This window comes from Pectobacterium carotovorum, assembly GCF_900129615.1.
Lineage (GTDB): Bacteria > Pseudomonadota > Gammaproteobacteria > Enterobacterales > Enterobacteriaceae > Pectobacterium > Pectobacterium carotovorum.
This window is the reverse complement of sequence record NZ_FQWI01000010.1, coordinates 32,083-49,152: the sequence shown is the minus strand read 5'-3', so window position 1 is coordinate 49,152 and position 17,070 is coordinate 32,083. Positions and strand designations below refer to the sequence as shown.

The window sequence follows — 17,070 nt, the reverse complement described above, 5'->3', positions numbered from 1 at the left end:
TGATAGCGCTTGGAAAATAGGCAGAGGCTGTCGAGCGCGACATAGTACTCGGGTTTATAATGAAACAGAAATCTTGTTTCATTATTTTTCGTCAGCACGGCTTCAGCCATTGGGTGATTTTTGTTGGCGAGCAGCGCGTCATCCACGTTAAAATGTGCGTGATGTCAAAATTCTGTTACGTCAGCAGCGCAGAAAGCTTGCATAAATGGCGTAATAGAATGAGACTTTTGAAACGTTTCAGCGGAATTTTTTTTGAAACGCCCTAACAATCGACACATTTTTTTCTCATAAAAGCTGAAACGATTCAACTTTCAGCAAGAGAGGAGTGCCATGTTCCAGTTGTCACAGCAAGATATTCATTTGGGCGCAGCGGCCAGTACTAAGCAGGAAGCTATCCAGCTTGTTGCTTCAGCACTGACCGAGGCCGGGTGCGTTAACGCAGGGTATGTCGACGGCATGCTACAGCGCGAACAGCAAACATCCACCTATTTGGGAAGCGGCATTGCTATCCCTCACGGCACAACCGATACCCGCGATCTGGTATTGAAGACCGGGGTTCAAGTATTTCAGTTTCCTCAGGGTATTTCCTGGGGTGAAGATCAAACCGCCTACGTGGTGTTGGGGATTGCAGCCCGTTCTGATGAACACCTTGCGTTGCTGCGTCAGCTGACTCACGTCCTGAGCGACGATCGCGTCGCAGCACGTCTGGCAAGTACAACGTCAGCAGAAGAACTGCGTAGCCTGCTGATGGGCGAGCAGCAACTGGCGGAGTTCCGCTTTGATACCTCGCTGATCGCGCTGGACGTGGCGACCGATAATCTGCTGACGCTTCAGGCTCTGAACGCGGGTCGTCTTCAGCAGGTCGGTGCAGCAGACGCCAGCTTCGTCAGCACCGCAGTCAGCAACAAGCCGCTGAATCTGGGACAAGGCGTGTGGTTCAGCGATAGCGCTGTCGGTAACCTCAGCAGCGCGGCTGCGGTGGCACGTCCGGCTACGCCTTTCAGCGTTGACGGTGAAAACGTGGCCTTACTGGTGACGGTGGCCGCGGCTGACGATCAGGCTTTTGCGCCGATCGATTACCTGAGCAACCTGCTGATTGCACAAAAAGCGGAACGTCTGCTGACGGCTGATGCGCCGACGCTGCTGGCTTTACTGACCAGCGACGTACCGGAAGAAAGCGAAGTGCTGACGGCAGAATTTACCATTCGCAACGAACACGGTTTGCACGCGCGTCCGGGAACGATGCTGGTGAACGTGATCAAGCAGTTCAGCAGTGACATTACCGTCACCAATCTGGATGGCACAGGTAAACCGGCAAATGGCCGCAGCCTGATGAAAGTCGTCGCGCTGGGCGTGAAGAAAGGTCACAAACTGCGTTTCACCGCCAGCGGTAGCGATGCGGAACAAGCACTGGCCGCGATTGGCGAGGCGATTACGTCCGGTTTGGGCGAGGGGGCAGCATGAGCAGGAGAGTAGCCACAATCACCCTGAATCCAGCTTATGACCTGGTTGGCTATTGCCCGGAAGTTGAGAAAGGTGAAGTCAATCTGGTTCAGACAGCGGGTCTGCACGCTGCAGGCAAAGGTATCAACGTTGCCAAGGTGCTGAAAGATCTCGGGATTGATGTCACGGTAGGTGGCTTTCTGGGTAAAGACAATCAGGATGGTTTTCAGCAATTGTTCAGCGAGCTGGGCATTGCCAACCGTTTCCAGGTTGTGCCAGGACGTACGCGTATTAATGTCAAATTAACCGAAAAAGATGGCGACGTAACCGACTTCAACTTTTCCGGTTTTGAAGTGACACAGCAGGACTGGCAGCGTTTCGTCAATGATTCGCTGAGCTGGCTTGGGCAGTTCGACATGGTTGCGGTGAGCGGCAGTTTGCCTGCTGGCGTCGATCCTGATGCGTTTACCGACTGGATGTCGCGTCTGCGCACGCAGTGTCCTTGCATTATTTTCGACAGCAGCCGTGAAGCGCTGGTGGCGGGACTGAAAGCCTCTCCTTGGTTGGTGAAACCAAACCGCCGGGAGTTGGAGATATGGGCTGGGCGTAAATTACCTACGCTGGCTGATGTGGTGGATGCCGCCCACGCGCTGCGTGAGCAGGGTATTGCGCATGTTGTGATCTCACTGGGTGCAGAAGGCGCGCTGTGGGTGAATGCATCGGGTGCCTGGCTGGCAAAACCACCGGCTTGTGATGTGGTAAGTACGGTAGGTGCGGGCGACTCCATGGTTGGGGGGTTGATTTATGGCTTATTAATGCGTGAGTCCAGTGAGCACACTCTGCGTTTGGCTACGGCGGTTTCAGCGCTGGCCGTCAGCCAAAGTAATGTTGGTATTACCGATCGTCCTCAGTTGGCCGCAATGATGGCGCGTGTCGACCTCAAACCCTTTAACTGATACAGCAGGAGATAAACAATGAAAACGCTGCTGATTTTGGATAAATCACTGGGCCTGGCGAGAAGCCAACTGGTGAAGAACCTACTCGGCGCTGCCGCTGCGAAAGCAGGGGTGACGTTTACAGAACAAGCTAACGACGCTGAACTGGCGATCGTTCTGGGTGCGTCCGCTGCGGCGGATAGCGCACTGAATGGCAAGCAGGTTCATGTCGGTGATATCGAACTGGCTGTTTCGCAGCCGGACGCCTTCTTGGCGAAAGCGCAGGCTGAAGCCACGGTCTATCAGGCTGCGGCGTCAGCTCCCGTTCAGCAGCCTGCGGCTGCCAAACGCATTGTTGCAATAACGGCGTGCCCGACGGGTGTCGCGCACACGTTTATGGCGGCAGAAGCGATTGAAAGCGAAGCGAAAAAACGCGGCTGGTGGGTCAAAGTGGAAACACGCGGCTCCGTTGGCGCGGGCAACGCGATTACCCCAGAAGAAGTAGAACAGGCCGATCTGGTGATCGTCGCGGCGGATATTGAAGTCGATCTGGCGAAATTTGCCGGTAAGAAGATGTATCGCACCTCGACCGGGCTGGCACTGAAGAAAACGGCGCAGGAGTTAGATAAAGCGCAAGCTGAAGCTAAAGTGTATCAGCCATCCGGGCAAGCCAGTGCGTCAAGCGCTAGCGAGTCTGGTCAGAAAGGCGGAGCAGGCCCGTATCGTCACCTGTTGACCGGCGTGTCTTACATGCTGCCGATGGTGGTGGCGGGCGGTCTGTGTATCGCGCTGTCGTTTGTCTTTGGTATTGAAGCCTTTAAACAGGAAGGTACGCTGGCTGCGGCGCTGATGAAGATCGGCGGCGGCTCTGCCTTTGCGCTGATGGTGCCAGTGCTGGCGGGCTACATCGCGTTCTCCATTGCGGATCGTCCGGGCTTAACGCCGGGTCTGGTTGGCGGGATGTTAGCGGTGAGTACGGGAGCGGGCTTCCTCGGTGGGATCATTGCCGGTTTCCTGGCGGGTTATATTGCCAGAGCGATCAACAATAAACTGATTCTGCCGCAAAGTTTGACTGCGCTAAAACCGATCCTGATTATTCCGCTGTTCGCTACGTTGATCACCGGTCTTATCATGATTTACGTCGTTGGTACGCCAGTGGCGAAAATCCTGACTGGCCTGACAGGCTGGCTGCAATCCATGGGCACGGCGAATGCTGTGATTCTGGGTGCGATCCTGGGTGCGATGATGTGTACGGACATGGGCGGGCCGGTTAATAAGGTGGCTTACGTCTTCGGTACGACCTTACTCAGTAGCCAGATTTACGCACCGATGGCCGCCGTTATGGCTGCTGGTATGGTGCCACCGTTGGCAATGGGTCTGGCGACCGTGCTGGCAAGCAAGAAATTTAACCCGACCGAGCGTGAAGGCGGTAAAGCAGCGTTCGTACTGGGCCTGTGCTTTATTTCCGAAGGGGCGATTCCTTACGCGGCGCGTGATCCAATGCGCGTTCTGCCTTGCTGCATCATCGGTGGCGCACTGACTGGTGCGCTGTCGATGGCGGTGGGCGCTAAGCTGATGGCACCACACGGTGGTCTGTTCGTGCTGTTGATTCCTGGCGCGATTACCCCAGTTATTGGCTACCTGTTAGCGATCATTGCGGGAACCGCAGTGGCTGGCGTGCTGTACGCGCTGCTGAAACGCTCTGATGAACAACTGGCGAAAGTCGCGTAAGTCTGACTTTTACGATGCAGGAAACGGCGTCGTGAATAACAAGTAATGCCATAACACAAGGATGTGGATGAGATAGCGCCAGTTGGGTAAACCAACTGGCGCTTTTTACTATTATGGAGTGAAGAAGCTAATTAGCGCTGCGCTTCGGATTTGAGCCAGGCGATTTCGTCAGCCCAGATATCGGGGTTGATCGTTTCTAGAATCATCGGGATACCGTCAAAACGGGCATCTTTCATGATATAGCTGAAAGCGGTTTTGCCGATATTGCCTTCCCCCAGGCTATGGTGTCGGTCAACGCGGCTGCCGAACGCGCTTTTGGCATCATTCAAATGCATTCCGCGCAGATAGCGAAACCCAACAATGCGATCGAATTCAGCGAAAGTGGCTTCGCAATCGGCTTCTGTCCGCAGGTCATAACCACCGGCGAAAGCGTGGCAGGTATCGATACAGACGCCGACGCGGCTTTTATCTTCTACGCCGTCGATGATGGCCGCCAGATGCTCAAAGCGAAAACCCAAATTACTGCCTTGCCCGGCGGTGTTCTCAATCACAGCGGTGACGCCATCCGTTTCCGCCAGCGCGATATTGATAGACTCGGCGATACGTGCCAGACAGTCCGCTTCCTCTATCTGTTTCAGATGGCTGCCGGGGTGAAAATTTAGCAGGCTCAGCCCAAGCTGCTGGCAGCGAGACATTTCATCAATAAACGCGATGCGAGATTTCTCTAGCGCTTCGGCGTCCGGGTGACCCAGATTAATCAGATAGCTATCGTGGGGCAGAATCTGTGCTGGCGTATAGGCGTACTGCTCACAGGCGGTTTTAAAACGGTCGATGACCTCTGTACTGAGCGGCGCGGCCTGCCATTGGCGCTGGTTCTTGGTAAATAAAGCGAAAGCCGTCGCTTGTATCTCATGTGCGCGAATCACGGCCTGATCGACTCCGCCAGATGCGCTAACGTGCGCCCCGATGTATTTCATGTTGGTCTCCTCTGATAACGGAGACATTATGCAGGTTAATGAGACGTTAACAGGTAAATAATTTATCGTTAGCCGAATAAATGTTCGAAGAACAGATTAATGCCCGCACCGCCAACGACCAGCCAGAGAAACAGAACGAGTGCCAGCAGCAGCGGCTTTGCACCTGCCTGCTGGATGGCGCTGAAGCGGGTTGTGAGTCCTAATGCCACCATCGCCATGGTCAACAGCACATTATCGAGCTGTACCAACTGCGTGACGAGCGCAGTAGGAAGTAGCTGGAAGGAATTGAAGGCGGCTACGGCAATAAACCCCAGAGCAAACCACGGGAACATCAGTGGAATCGCGTCTTCCGCGTCACTTTTTTGCGTCGTTTTTTTCAGGTAAAACCCAAGAATGAGAAGGAAAGGGGCCAGCATCATCACGCGCAGCATTTTGCTGATGACGGCGATGTTCTCTGTTGCACCATCAATGGCATGTCCTGCGGCAACAACCTGAGCGACTTCGTGTATCGTTGAGCCAAAGTACAGGCCGACGATCTGGGGTGTGATGTCAATCCAGTGATGATCGAGATTGAGCTGATAGAGCCACGGATACAAAAACATCGCCGTCGTACCGAAAATCACCACGGTAGAAACCGCGACGGCAATCGCATTGCTGGATGCTTTGACCACGGGGGCTGTTGCCATGATCGCCGCCGCACCGCAGATGCTGCTGCCAGCGCCGATGAGCATCACGGTTTCATTGTCGAGTTTCAGCCAGCGTTTGCCTATCCAGCAGGCGAGTAGAAACGTCAACGTGACGACGGTAAGATCGACCGCGACACCGGTAAAGCCAACGGCAGCAACCTGCTGAAAGCTGAGGCGAAAACCATAAAGGATGATGCCCCAGCGGAGTAAATGCTGTTTGGCCCACTGCACGCCAGGATCGCACAGAGGATGAAGACGCGGATAAACGCTATTTCCCAGCACGATCCCAATTAGGATCGCCAATGTCAGTGAACCGGGTCCCCACTGGGCGATTTTCGGAATATTTGCCAGCCAGAGGAGCGAAAAAGTTATTAAACTTACTAACAGCAGACCGGGCAATCGCGCTTTTGCTCCATCAGGTGGGGCTATCGTAGGTAATGTCGCAGGAAGAGCCATGGATGTAGTGCCTATTCTGACCGTACCGAAAATTGAGAAGCCAGCTTATAATCCACAAGATTAAAAGAGAAATTGATTATATATTTATAACCTATAAGTATTTTAGATAAAGAGCGCACTATGCATATCACGTTACGTCAACTGGAAGTCTTTGCCGAAGTCCTGAAAAGTGGTTCAACGACACAGGCCTCCGTTGTGCTTGCCCTGTCTCAATCGGCTGTCAGCGCGGCTCTGGCGGATTTAGAAGGGCAGTTGGGTGTTCAACTTTTCGATCGCGTCGGCAAGCGTCTGGTGGTTAATGAACATGGGCGCCTGCTGTACCCGAAGGCACTGGCACTGCTTGAACAATCGATGGAAATTGAGCAACTGTTCCGGCGTGATAACGGAGCGCTGCGTGTGTATGCCAGCAGCACCATCGGCAACTATTTATTGCCTGCGATGATTGCCCGCTATCGTCATGACTACCCTGATATTCCGCTAGAGCTGCATGTTGGCAATACGAAAGATGTGATTACCCGCGTGTCTGAATTCAGTGTCGATTTAGGCTTGATCGAAGGGCCTTGCCATCACCCCGATTTGATTACGCAGCCCTGGTTGGAAGATGAGCTGGTGGTGTTTTGTTCTCCCGAACATCCGCTCAGCCGGGGCTCTGTATCATTAACGGCGCTGGCGGATGCGCACTGGATCCTGCGTGAACGTGGATCAGGCACGCGTGAAGTGCTGGATCATCTGCTGCTGACGCACCTGTCGCATTTCCATCTGGTGATGGAATTAGGTAATTCAGAGGCGATTAAACATGCGGTTCGCCACGGGATTGGCATCAGCTGCCTGTCACGGCATGTCATTGCCGAGCAGTTGGCGTCAGGTTCGCTGGTGGAGTTGAAGGTGCCGCTGCCTAAACTCACGCGGACGCTGTATCTGGTTCATCACCGACAGAAGCATCTTTCAAATGTGCTGCAGCGTTTCTTGAGTTATTGCTGCGAAACGCCATAGCGAAAATATTTTCTGCTGCTAATAATCGGACGTGAGTTATTAACCTCTCTTATAACTCGACGATCTTAACTATTCAGCACAACGCTATTTGCTACAATCCCGCCTCGATTTTTAGCACGAGCACGCAGGATAACAATGGCTCAGCACGATATTCAACAAACTACACAGGGCGCACCGACCCTGCGCCGTGAACTGAAAGCACGGCATTTAACGATGATCGCCATTGGCGGATCGATTGGCACCGGGTTATTTGTCGCGTCTGGTGCGACGGTTTCACAAGCAGGCCCAGGTGGCGCACTTCTGTCTTATGCCCTGATTGGGCTGATGGTTTACTTCCTGATGACCAGCCTGGGTGAACTGGCGGCGTTCATGCCGGTTTCCGGTTCGTTCTCCAGCTACGGTTCTCGCTATGTAGAAGAAGGGTTCGGCTTTGCGCTGGGCTGGAACTACTGGTACAACTGGGCGGTGACTATCGCGGTCGATCTGGTGGCGGCGCAGCTGGTAATGGGATATTGGTTCCCCGACGTCTCCGGCTGGATCTGGAGCGCGTTGTTCCTGGCGCTGATGTTCCTGCTTAACTACATTTCTGTGAAAGGATTTGGCGAAGCGGAATACTGGTTCTCACTGATTAAAGTGGTCACGGTCGTCGTTTTCATTGCCGTTGGCGTGATGATGATTACGGGCATCATGAGCGGTGCGGAAAATGCTGGATTCCACAACTGGGAAATTGGCGATGCGCCGTTTGCTGGCGGCTTCTCTGCCATGATCGGCGTGGCGATGATCGTCGGCTTCTCTTTTCAGGGAACGGAACTGATCGGCGTGGCGGCTGGAGAATCTCAGGAGCCAAGCAAAAATATTCCGCGTGCCATCCGTCAGGTTTTCTGGCGCATTCTGCTGTTCTACATCTTCGCGATTCTGATTATCAGCTTAATCATTCCGTATACCGATCCGAACCTGCTGCGTAATGATGTAAAAGACATTACGGTGAGCCCGTTCACGCTGGTGTTTGAGAACGCGGGCCTGCTGTCTGCGGCGGCGGTGATGAATGCGGTCATCCTGACGGCGGTGCTGTCGGCGGGTAACTCCGGGATGTACGCCTCTACACGTATGCTGTTTACGTTAGCATCGGAAGGGAAAGCGCCGCGCATTTTCGCCAGGCTGTCAAAAGGCGGTGTGCCGCGTAATGCGCTGTACGCAACTACGGTGGTGGCGGCGCTGTGTTTCCTGTCTTCTTTATATGGCAACCAAACGGTTTACCTGTGGCTGCTGAATACCTCCGGTATGACAGGCTTTATTGCCTGGCTGGGGATCGCGATCAGCCATTACCGGTTCCGTCGCGGCTATGTTATGCAAGGTCATGACCTGAATCGTCTGCCTTATCAATCGAGCTTCTTCCCGCTGGGGCCGATCTTTGCGTTTGTGCTCTGTCTGATCATTACGCTGGGTCAGAACTATCAGGCGTTTCTGGAAGATAAGATCGACTGGTATGGCGTGACGGCAACGTACATCGGTATCCCGCTGTTCCTGCTGATTTGGTTCGGCTATAAGCTGTATCGTGGAACGCGTTTCGTTAAGTATCAGGATATGACGTACCCCGATCATAAAGACTAAATCGTAAGAATGCGGTTAACCAACTCTGCTTTTTTATCTTAGAATCACCTCTCACGAACACCGCTGATAACATATTTATCAGCGGTGTTTTTATTTGGTAAAACTCGTTTTATATCAAATATTCTGAATGATATTGTTGCTGCGTATACCTTTCTGACTGTTTTTATTCTTCCCGATTAGCGTTTTCGCGCTACTAAAATCAGCATTTATAAACCGTAGTTAAACGAAACTAAAAATGCTAATACTTATCATTTACGTTTAAATGCATTCCTTTACACTATTTTTTGCAAAAAAACTCAATAAAATAACGAGGAATCATGAAAGGAAATTCTCTGATTAATCTCAAGAGTGCAGTGGCGCTGGCTCTGGCGGCAACAACAACAAACGTCGCGGTAGCCGCAGGTAATGATGATGTTTTGGTCGTTACAGCGAGTGGTTATGAGAAAAAGTTGACGAACGCTCCAGCCTCCATTTCTGTCGTCAGTGAAGAAGAGCTCTCTCAAAAAAGCTATCACGATCTGGGTGAAGCCTTAAGTGGCGTGGAAGGGGTTGATGTGCGCAGCGGCACGGGTAAAACCGGTGGTCTGGATATCAGCATTCGCGGTATGCCAAGCAGTTACACTCTGATTCTGATCGATGGCGTACGCCAGAACGCCAGCGGAGATACAACACCGAATGGTTTTGACACTATGAATACAGCGGTGATGCCGCCGTTGTCAGCCATTGAACGTATTGAAGTTATTCGTGGGCCGATGTCGACGCTGTATGGTTCTGATGCGATTGGTGGTGTGGTCAACATTATTACAAAGAAAAACAGTAAACAGTGGAGTGGCAGCGTTAATCTGTCACATACGGTGCAGGAACACCGTAAATGGGGCGACAGCTCAACGCTAGGGTTCTATACCTCAGGCCCGTTGGTGAACGAGCAATTTAGTTTGGCGTTACGCGGTAATCTGGAGCATCGACAGGCCTCCAGTGTGACCTCATTGAATAATAGTGGTGGTGATACTCGTATTCCCTTCCCGACGAAAACGGATAACTACAATGTGGGTGGGAAGTTGAGTTTCAAGACCAGCGAAGCGAATACGCTGTGGGTTGATGGCGATGTTTCGCGCCAGACTTATGATAATAAGAACAGCCAATTGGGACCGATTGGGATCACTGGCGGTGGTTATTGCGATGAGTTGCGCTTTGAGCGTAATAAGCTGGCGATTGGGCATGATACCGATCTGTCGTTTGGACGTTGGAGCTCGAACCTTTCCTATGCTGTGACCGAAAACAAAGGTCGCTTACTGACACCACGAGTGTTGAATACCGCTAATGCAAACCTTGCTGGTCGCGACCGCGAACTGAAAAATACCAACACTATCTTTGATACGATGCTGGTGTCGCCAGTCGGGGAAGATCATCTGCTAACGGTCGGAGGGCAATTTTGGAATGCACGCCTTAAAGACGGAATTGTGCTGGCAAACAGTGGCGAAACGTTCGAACAAAAAAGCTGGTCACTGTATGCGGAAGACGACTGGCAATTACTCGACCCATTGTCACTGACAGTAGGTGCCCGCTATGAGAAACATGATAGCTTCGGCGGCCATCTTAGCCCACGCGCTTATCTGGTGTGGAATGTTGCAGATGATTGGACGGTAAAAGGTGGTGTGAGTACCGGATACAAAGCGCCTTCTTTGGCACAATTGCATAACGGCGTCAGCGGCGTTGGCGGAAATGGAACAACGAGTACGATCGGTAATCCGAATCTTAAGCCGGAAGAGAGCACCAATTTTGAAACTGGGGTGTACTACGCGAACCCAGCAGATGTGAAGGCGAACATCACCGGGTTCGTTAACCATTATAAAAATGCGATTGATTCAGTTGAACTCAATAGTTCAACGGGGACGTATCGCAACATTGGCAAAGCCAGAACGCAAGGCGTGGAGCTGGCGACATCCTTCCCGGTAGTTGTGCCGGATATCACTCTTGCCTTGAACTATACCTACACACATAGTGAACAAATCGGTGGAAACAATCCCGGTGCGGCGTTAACTACCACGGCTAAGCATATGGCAAATGCCCGGCTGAATTGGAAGATTGATGAGCAGTGGAATAGTTGGCTGGCGGCAGAATATCGAGCTAAGACACCACGGTTTACGACCAACTATACGAATCTGAATGCGGCTCAAAAGCTGGTATATGACGATCGGGGGGCCGATCTGAAATCCTGGACGGTGGTGAATTTGGGTACTTCGTATAAATTAACGAAGGATGTTACGCTGAACGGCACGGTGAACAATTTGCTGGATAAGGATTTCTCTCAGGTACAGGCCTATACATCGGGTCGTAACACGTACTACGCTGGCGATTATTTCGGTAGTAGCTCTTTTACCTCAGGTTATGTCATGCCAGGTCGTAACTATTGGCTATCAGTAAACGTCAACTTCTGATATAGCACCTCCCCGGAATGGGCCAGCTCACTCCGGGGCATTACGACCCTCGCTTGCTTCCTCTCTCCAACGACATGTCACCACTTCTGCGGTTTTTCTCGCGAATGTATTCTTTATGATTAACAACGGGGCTTAGTTGTTACCCGTTATTATGGTTATCTCTTTGCTGATGTCATGATAACAATGAGCAGCCTGATTTATTTTTTTGTGATATTTCTGAATATTGACGCTAACAATGTCGATGAATGAAATTCATTATATTAGGTATTGTTAATTGCTTTAATGCTGACTACGCTTCACGTTACGGAGTGATGGATTTCCGATGAGGCAGGAAGTGTAACGTTATTAATACGTTCGTTGTCTTGTGTCGTACAGAGAATTTAATTCATTATTTTTGTATGAGAATACCTGTCGTGATTGACGACTGCGGAGCCCTTGATATCTGCAAGCGGAAATCAGTGTATGAATAGCAACCAGGGCACGATGATGTTAAAAATTACCTTTTTGGATAAAGGCTCACTGCCTGAGACCATTTTCCTGAAAAAGACGAGTTTTAGGCGTCCACAGTGCCGCCATGAATGGATTGAATATAACTATACCTCGCCCGATCACGTTATCGCCCGAGCAAAAGACACCCACGTTATCATCACGAATAAAGCCCTATTAACGCGAGACACCTTGGCCGCGTTGCCTGCGTTGAAGCTGATTGCCGTAACGGCAACGGGAACGGACAATATCGATCTTGTTGCTGCCAAAGAACTGGGCATCACGGTCAAAAATGTACCGGGCTACTCGACGCAAGCCGTATCAGAGCACGTGATTGCCATGATTTTTGCGCTAAAGCACAGTCTGATGGCGTGGTATCGCGATCAACTGAGCGATCGCTGGGCCAGCCAGTCGCAATTTGCGTATTTTGATCATCCGGTCAAGGACATCGCGGGTGCTACGCTGGGCATCATCGGCGCGGGTACGATTGGGCGGGAAGTCGCACGTCTGGCGCAAGCGCTGGGGATGAAGGTGATTTTTGCCGAGCACCGAGGAGCCGCACAGTGTCGCGCTGGGTATCTGCCGTTTGAAGACGTTCTGCGACTGGCGAATGTGATTTCACTCAACTGCCCGCTCAATGCGAGCACGCAGCATCTGATTAATGCGGAGACGCTCGCACTGTGTAAGCCCACCGCGTTTATTATTAACACCGCCAGAGGCGGGCTGATTGATGAGCGTGCGCTTGCAGAGGCTTTGCAGCAGCGCGTTATTGCCGGTGCTGCGCTAGACTGCCTGACGCAAGAACCGCCAACAAAAGACAATCCATTGATGGTCGCGGCGAAAACCCTGCCTAATCTTCTGATTACTCCGCATATCTCCTGGACTTCTGCCTCATCGCTGCAATTACTGATGGAAAAGACGATTGAAAATATTGATGAGTATGCTCAGCAGAACGGATACAAATAAGCTGTAATTTGATTTCGCCGGGTATGAAGGAATATTGCCCGGCAGAGGAATGATGATATTCATCAATTTTAATTGATTATCAAAATTGAACGTTTCATCGGTTCGAATCTTTCCCTGTCGATTATCTCTGTCGCTCTCGCTATATCGGCAGGGAATGAAAGCGGCGCACGTCAGACCTAAAGTGACAACGTTATTATTTGTGATTATTCCGAACCACTCTTGATTGTATGAGCGAATATTTATTTCTTAATAATAACGGAAGTAAATAATAGAGTGAATGCAGTGATATTTTTCGGCGGCAAAACGCCGCGTAATGAAGAAGGTATTGGTGAGCTGTATTATGAATCCGCCCCGAATTCGGATGAAGGGGCGGAAGCGAGAAGGTACTGAAAGCGAGACGTTACTGAAAGCTATAGCTATTAGCGCTTCTGGATATACGTCATGGCTAGCGCGAGTGCCAGCACCAGACCTTTGATGATATCCATCGCGTAATAAGGCACGGAGAGCATCACCAGTCCATTCTGCAAGACGCCAAGAATAACGGCACCGAGTAGCGTACCCAACGCGTTCGGCTTGCCGGATCCCGCCAGCGAGAAACCGATGTAGGCTGCGGCAACGGCATCCATCAAATAGCCGCCCCCAGCATTGACCTGCGAAGAGCCAATGCGTGATGCCAGTAAGATACCGCCCAGCGCCGCGAGTAGTGAAGAAAACACATACGCCTGTACCCGATAACGCGCCGTGCGAATGCCCGCCAGCCGCGCGGCTTCCGGGTTGCCGCCGATGGCGTACATCCGGCGGCCGTGCTTGGTGAGAGACAGATACAGTTGCACCAGTAACGTAACCGCCAGCATGATGACAACAATTACCGGCACCTGGCCCAGCGTGGCAAAGAATTCAGGAATGATGCCTTCCGCCATTTCCCCACTCGGCAGCACCATGTTCTGCGTGATGGAACCGCCGTAGCTGTAGGTCATCGCCACGCCCTGAATGACGAACAAACTGGCGAGCGTCGCCAGCATATCGGGAATCTTCAGCACGACGATGAGGAAGGCGTTGAATAGCCCGACCAGCGTACACAGCAGCAGCGTCAGGACAATCGCGCCTGTGGTGCCAAATCCATGCCAGACGAAAAGCGAGATAACCAGCGCATTAGCCAGCGAGGCCGTCGATCCCACGGAAAGGTCGAATCCACCCACGGACAGCGAAATGGAGACGCCAATGGCAATCACCGTAACGATGGCGATAGAACGCAGAATATTGATGATGTTATACGGATCGAGAAAGTTGTCCGACGCCAGCCCGAAGAGGGCAATCAGCGCAACAACCGTGATCAGCATGCCCCACTTATAGAGAAACTCGAAAACGTGGTGACGGAAGGGGAGCGCCCCGTTAGATGAAAGTGGGTGACTCACGCGGGAGTTCCTCCAGTTGAGTATAAAAGTAGGGTTTCTTCGTCAATCTCAGCGGCATTTAACTCTGCGACAATGCGGCCATCCCATAGCACGCAGATGCGATCGCAGAGCCCGACCAGTTCAGAGAACTCGCCCGACGCATAAATAATGCCTTTGCCCTGACGGGCGAGGCCGTCAATCAGGGTGAACAAGTCCTGTTTGGCCTTGATATCCACGCCTTTGGTGGGTTCGTCAAAAATCAAAACCTGTGCTTCACTGCGTAGCCACTTGCCGATAGCGACTTTCTGCTGATTCCCGCCCGACAGACGTGCCAGCTTTTGCGCCGGACCGGTGGTGCGAACCGCCAGCCGCTCAACGATCTGTTTTGCCCAGCCCAATGCCTTGCGACGGCTGAACAGGCCCCAGCGGGAAAAGCTATCGGTGGCGGTGATACTGAGATTCATGGTGACGGATTCATCAATAAAAATGCCTTCTTTGCGCCGCTCTTCAGGAACCAGCGCCAGACCCTGTTCGACGGACTGGTGCGGTGAATGCGGTCGCCAGGGTTTACCACGATATTCACCCTGTGCGATCTGGCAGGGTTCTGCGCCGAACAGCGCTTTACACAGCTCGGTTTTCCCCGCGCCCGCCAGCCCGGCAATGCCCAGAATTTCCCCTTTGCGCAGCGTGAGAGAAATATTGTGCAGCAGCGTTTCGTCGTGTAAACCGGTCACCTGAAGCAGCGTCTCTGCGGAAGGTGTCGTTCGGCGTGGCGGGAAGATATCGTCGAGCCGATGCCCCAGCATTCTCTCTACAATCTCTTCGCCGCTGAGCCCCTGCATCGCACCGCTGCTGACAAACTCGCCGTCACGCAGGACGGTCAACGTATCGCAGATTTCGCTCAACTCATGAATACGGTGGGAAATAAATACGATCCCGATACCATCGGCCTGTAAACGGCGTACTACCTCGAAGAGGCGCGCGCTTTCCGCCTGATCCAACGGGGCGGTGGGTTCATCTAAAATCAGGAAGCGACATTCGTGGGATAACGCGCGGGCGAGCAGAATTTGCTGTTTCTCCGCGAGCGAGCAGGTATCCAATCGTTGGCGAACATTGAGGTGAACGCCAAGCTGGTCAAGCAGCGCCTGCGCCTGACGATAGATCTGCGGCCAACTCAGCAGATGTCCGTCCTGCGCCAGCGTATCCAGCATAATGTTTTCCGCCACGGACAGCGTGGGGACCAGTGCGACATCGACTTCCTGCTGCACCAGATGAATGCCGTATCGCTTGGCATCACGCGGTGAATGGACGTCGACCTGCTTACCATTAATCAGAATGTCGCCCTGATAGTGATCGTAAGCGCCTGATAAGATCGTCATGAGCGTGGATTTACCCGCGCCGTTTGCGCCAGTCAGGGCATGAATCGAACCACCTTCCAGTGTGAAATTAACCTGCTTGAGGGCGTGGAAACCAGAAAAGGAGATGGAAATGTTGTGCATTTCCAGTCGGCTTTGGGAGGTAGGAATCATGGTCGGTAACGCTCTTGGCGGTCAAGGTCATGAAATAACGGAAAAGAAAGGTAGCACATATCCCAGAGAATTTAATACAGCTTCAAGTGTTTGAGAGTTATTGGCTATGAACGAAAAGGCATAAATTAAATAAAAAAGTTCTTAAGCTGGTGCAGGCAAGTGAATAAGATGGTTTTATCAATAGGGTAGCGCAGCAGATTCGGCTGTCAGACAAACATAAGATAAGAGCCGTGCTCAAGAGAAGGCACGGCGAGGAAGATTCAAACATGCACACAACGACAGTCCGCGTACAGGTTGGCCCTGCCAACTATTTCTCTTTCCCCGGCGCTATCGATAAGCTGCTGGAGTTTTATCCGCCGGACGTGCTGAAAAACGCGCTGTGGATCTATGGTGAGCGGGCGATTGCTGCGGCTCGACCGTATTTACCGGCAGAATTTGATGCACCTTCAGCCCGCCGCGTTCAGTTTGGCGCGCATTGTAGCGAAGGGGAAGTGGCAAAACTGGTGGCGCAGGCGGGCGATGAGTGTCAGGTCGTCATTGGCGTCGGCGGCGGAGCGGTGTTGGATACCGCGAAGGTTGCCGCGCGTCATATCGGTGTGCCGCTGGTGGCGATTCCGACTATTGCAGCGACCTGTGCGGCCTGGACACCGCTGTCCGTGTGGTATAACGATGCCGGGCAGGCGCTGCGCTTCGAGATTTTCACTGATGCTAACCATCTGGTGCTGGTGGAACCACGGATTATGCTGGCGGCACCGGTGGAATATCTGCTGGCTGGCGTCGGTGATACGCTGGCGAAGTGGTATGAAGCCGTCGTTCTCAGTCCTCAGCCGGAAACGCTGCCACTTTCAGTTCGGCTGGGCTTACAGGCCGCGCTGGATATCCGCAATGTATTGCTGCAACAAAGTGCAGCGGCGCTGGAAGCCGTCGAGCGTGGTGAACTGACGCAGGATTTTCTGGATGTCGTGGATGCGATCATTGCCGGAGGCGGCATGGTTGGCGGGTTGGGTGAGCGCTACACCCGCGTGGCGGCGGCGCATGCGGTTCATAACGGTTTAACGGTGTTGCCTCAAACCGAACGCTTCCTGCACGGCACCAAAGTGGCTTATGGCATTCTGGTACAAAGTGCGTTACTGGGCGATAACGACACATTGCTCCAGTTGAAGGAGGCGTTTAAGGCGTTTGGTTTGCCGACCTCGCTGGCTGCGCTGGATGTGGATATTCACGATCGCGCTGCGATTCAGGCCGTTATTGTTCGCACGTTGCAGGCGGGTGAATCCATTCATTATCTGCCGTTGACGCTCAATGAAGAGGTCTTGCTGGCCGCGTTTAACACCGTTGAGTCTACTGGGGAATAACCGGGTAGAAAGAGGAGGGCGGAGAGGATTCTCCGCCCCAAAGACTTTATCTCTAAAAAACCATGCTTTA

The 17,070-nt window shown here is 52.4% G+C and carries 12 protein-coding genes; 8 read left to right on the top strand and 4 right to left on the bottom strand.

Going from position 1 to position 17,070, the window contains the following annotated elements; all coding sequences use genetic code 11:
* Positions 1 to 330: 330 nt before the first annotated feature.
* The 3 genes from fruB to fruA are packed head-to-tail and all read left to right on the top strand — an operon-like array spanning position 331 to position 4,109.
* A complete protein-coding gene (fruB, locus tag BUB06_RS18045) occupies positions 331 to 1,464 on the top strand; it encodes a fused PTS fructose transporter subunit IIA/HPr protein (RefSeq protein WP_039475637.1) in 1,134 nt (377 codons plus the stop codon).
* Entirely contained in the window at positions 1,461 to 2,399 is a 939-nt protein-coding gene (gene fruK / locus BUB06_RS18040; protein ID WP_005967280.1) for a 1-phosphofructokinase, read from the top strand. Before fruB ends, fruK begins: the two co-directional genes overlap by 4 nt.
* Positions 2,400 to 2,417: 18 nt before the next feature.
* Positions 2,418 to 4,109, top strand: coding sequence for a PTS fructose transporter subunit IIBC (fruA, locus tag BUB06_RS18035; protein WP_039475640.1), 1,692 nt, complete (start codon positions 2,418 to 2,420; stop codon positions 4,107 to 4,109).
* Between the two features lie 131 nt (positions 4,110 to 4,240).
* On the opposite strand, the gene nfo is transcribed toward fruA, so the two are convergent.
* Both nfo and BUB06_RS18025 read right to left on the bottom strand, forming a co-directional pair.
* On the bottom strand, positions 4,241 to 5,086 hold the full coding sequence (gene nfo / locus BUB06_RS18030; protein ID WP_039475642.1) for a deoxyribonuclease IV: 846 nt from the start codon (positions 5,084 to 5,086) through the stop codon (positions 4,241 to 4,243).
* A gap of 68 nt (positions 5,087 to 5,154) precedes the next feature.
* Positions 5,155 to 6,228: a YeiH family protein gene (locus tag BUB06_RS18025; protein ID WP_039475645.1), complete on the bottom strand. Its 1,074-nt coding sequence runs from the start codon at positions 6,226 to 6,228 to the stop codon at positions 5,155 to 5,157.
* A gap of 120 nt (positions 6,229 to 6,348) precedes the next feature.
* On the opposite strand from BUB06_RS18025, the gene yieE reads away from it, so the two are divergent.
* From yieE to BUB06_RS18005, 4 genes are all read left to right on the top strand, one after another.
* A complete protein-coding gene (gene yieE, locus BUB06_RS18020; protein ID WP_010294758.1) occupies positions 6,349 to 7,221 on the top strand; it encodes a DNA-binding transcriptional regulator YeiE in 873 nt (290 codons plus the stop codon).
* Positions 7,222 to 7,356: 135 nt separating this feature from the next.
* Complete coding sequence (locus tag BUB06_RS18015; protein ID WP_039475649.1) at positions 7,357 to 8,832, top strand: amino acid permease; 1,476 nt, start codon at positions 7,357 to 7,359, stop codon at positions 8,830 to 8,832.
* Between the two features lie 317 nt (positions 8,833 to 9,149).
* Positions 9,150 to 11,270, top strand: a complete 2,121-nt coding sequence (locus tag BUB06_RS18010; protein WP_039475651.1) for a TonB-dependent receptor — start codon at positions 9,150 to 9,152, stop codon at positions 11,268 to 11,270.
* A 462-nt stretch (positions 11,271 to 11,732) separates the two neighbouring features.
* Entirely contained in the window at positions 11,733 to 12,722 is a 990-nt protein-coding gene (locus BUB06_RS18005; RefSeq protein ID WP_080726810.1) for a 2-hydroxyacid dehydrogenase, read from the top strand.
* 419 nt (positions 12,723 to 13,141) lie between these two features.
* Here the strand turns inward: BUB06_RS18005 and BUB06_RS18000 are convergent, their stop codons facing one another.
* Both BUB06_RS18000 and BUB06_RS17995 read right to left on the bottom strand, forming a co-directional pair.
* A complete protein-coding gene (locus tag BUB06_RS18000; RefSeq protein WP_236689873.1) occupies positions 13,142 to 14,062 on the bottom strand; it encodes an ABC transporter permease in 921 nt (306 codons plus the stop codon).
* Positions 14,063 to 14,133: 71 nt separating this feature from the next.
* Entirely contained in the window at positions 14,134 to 15,645 is a 1,512-nt protein-coding gene (locus BUB06_RS17995) for a sugar ABC transporter ATP-binding protein (protein WP_039475654.1), read from the bottom strand.
* A 266-nt stretch (positions 15,646 to 15,911) separates the two neighbouring features.
* Here BUB06_RS17995 and BUB06_RS17990 point away from each other — a divergent pair, with 266 nt between their 5' ends.
* A complete protein-coding gene (locus BUB06_RS17990; RefSeq protein ID WP_010294744.1) occupies positions 15,912 to 17,000 on the top strand; it encodes an oxidoreductase in 1,089 nt (362 codons plus the stop codon).
* Positions 17,001 to 17,070 lie beyond the last annotated feature (70 nt).

What these genes read in the sequence shown, in the direction of transcription:
- fruA (WP_039475640.1), top strand. Translation starts at nt 2,418, where the DNA reads ATGAAAACGCTGCTGATTTTGGATAAATCACTGGGCCTGGCGAGAAGC.
- BUB06_RS18015 (WP_039475649.1), top strand. Translation starts at nt 7,357, where the DNA reads ATGGCTCAGCACGATATTCAACAAACTACACAGGGCGCACCGACCCTG.
- fruK (WP_005967280.1), top strand. Translation starts at nt 1,461, where the DNA reads ATGAGCAGGAGAGTAGCCACAATCACCCTGAATCCAGCTTATGACCTG.
- yieE (WP_010294758.1), top strand. Translation starts at nt 6,349, where the DNA reads ATGCATATCACGTTACGTCAACTGGAAGTCTTTGCCGAAGTCCTGAAA.
- fruB (WP_039475637.1), top strand. Translation starts at nt 331, where the DNA reads ATGTTCCAGTTGTCACAGCAAGATATTCATTTGGGCGCAGCGGCCAGT.
- BUB06_RS17995 (WP_039475654.1), bottom strand. Translation starts at nt 15,645, where the DNA reads ATGATTCCTACCTCCCAAAGCCGACTGGAAATGCACAACATTTCCATC.
- BUB06_RS18005 (WP_080726810.1), top strand. Translation starts at nt 11,733, where the DNA reads ATGAATAGCAACCAGGGCACGATGATGTTAAAAATTACCTTTTTGGAT.
- BUB06_RS18010 (WP_039475651.1), top strand. Translation starts at nt 9,150, where the DNA reads ATGAAAGGAAATTCTCTGATTAATCTCAAGAGTGCAGTGGCGCTGGCT.
- BUB06_RS17990 (WP_010294744.1), top strand. Translation starts at nt 15,912, where the DNA reads ATGCACACAACGACAGTCCGCGTACAGGTTGGCCCTGCCAACTATTTC.
- BUB06_RS18000 (WP_236689873.1), bottom strand. Translation starts at nt 14,062, where the DNA reads ATGCTGATCACGGTTGTTGCGCTGATTGCCCTCTTCGGGCTGGCGTCG.
- BUB06_RS18025 (WP_039475645.1), bottom strand. Translation starts at nt 6,228, where the DNA reads ATGGCTCTTCCTGCGACATTACCTACGATAGCCCCACCTGATGGAGCA.
- nfo (WP_039475642.1), bottom strand. Translation starts at nt 5,086, where the DNA reads ATGAAATACATCGGGGCGCACGTTAGCGCATCTGGCGGAGTCGATCAG.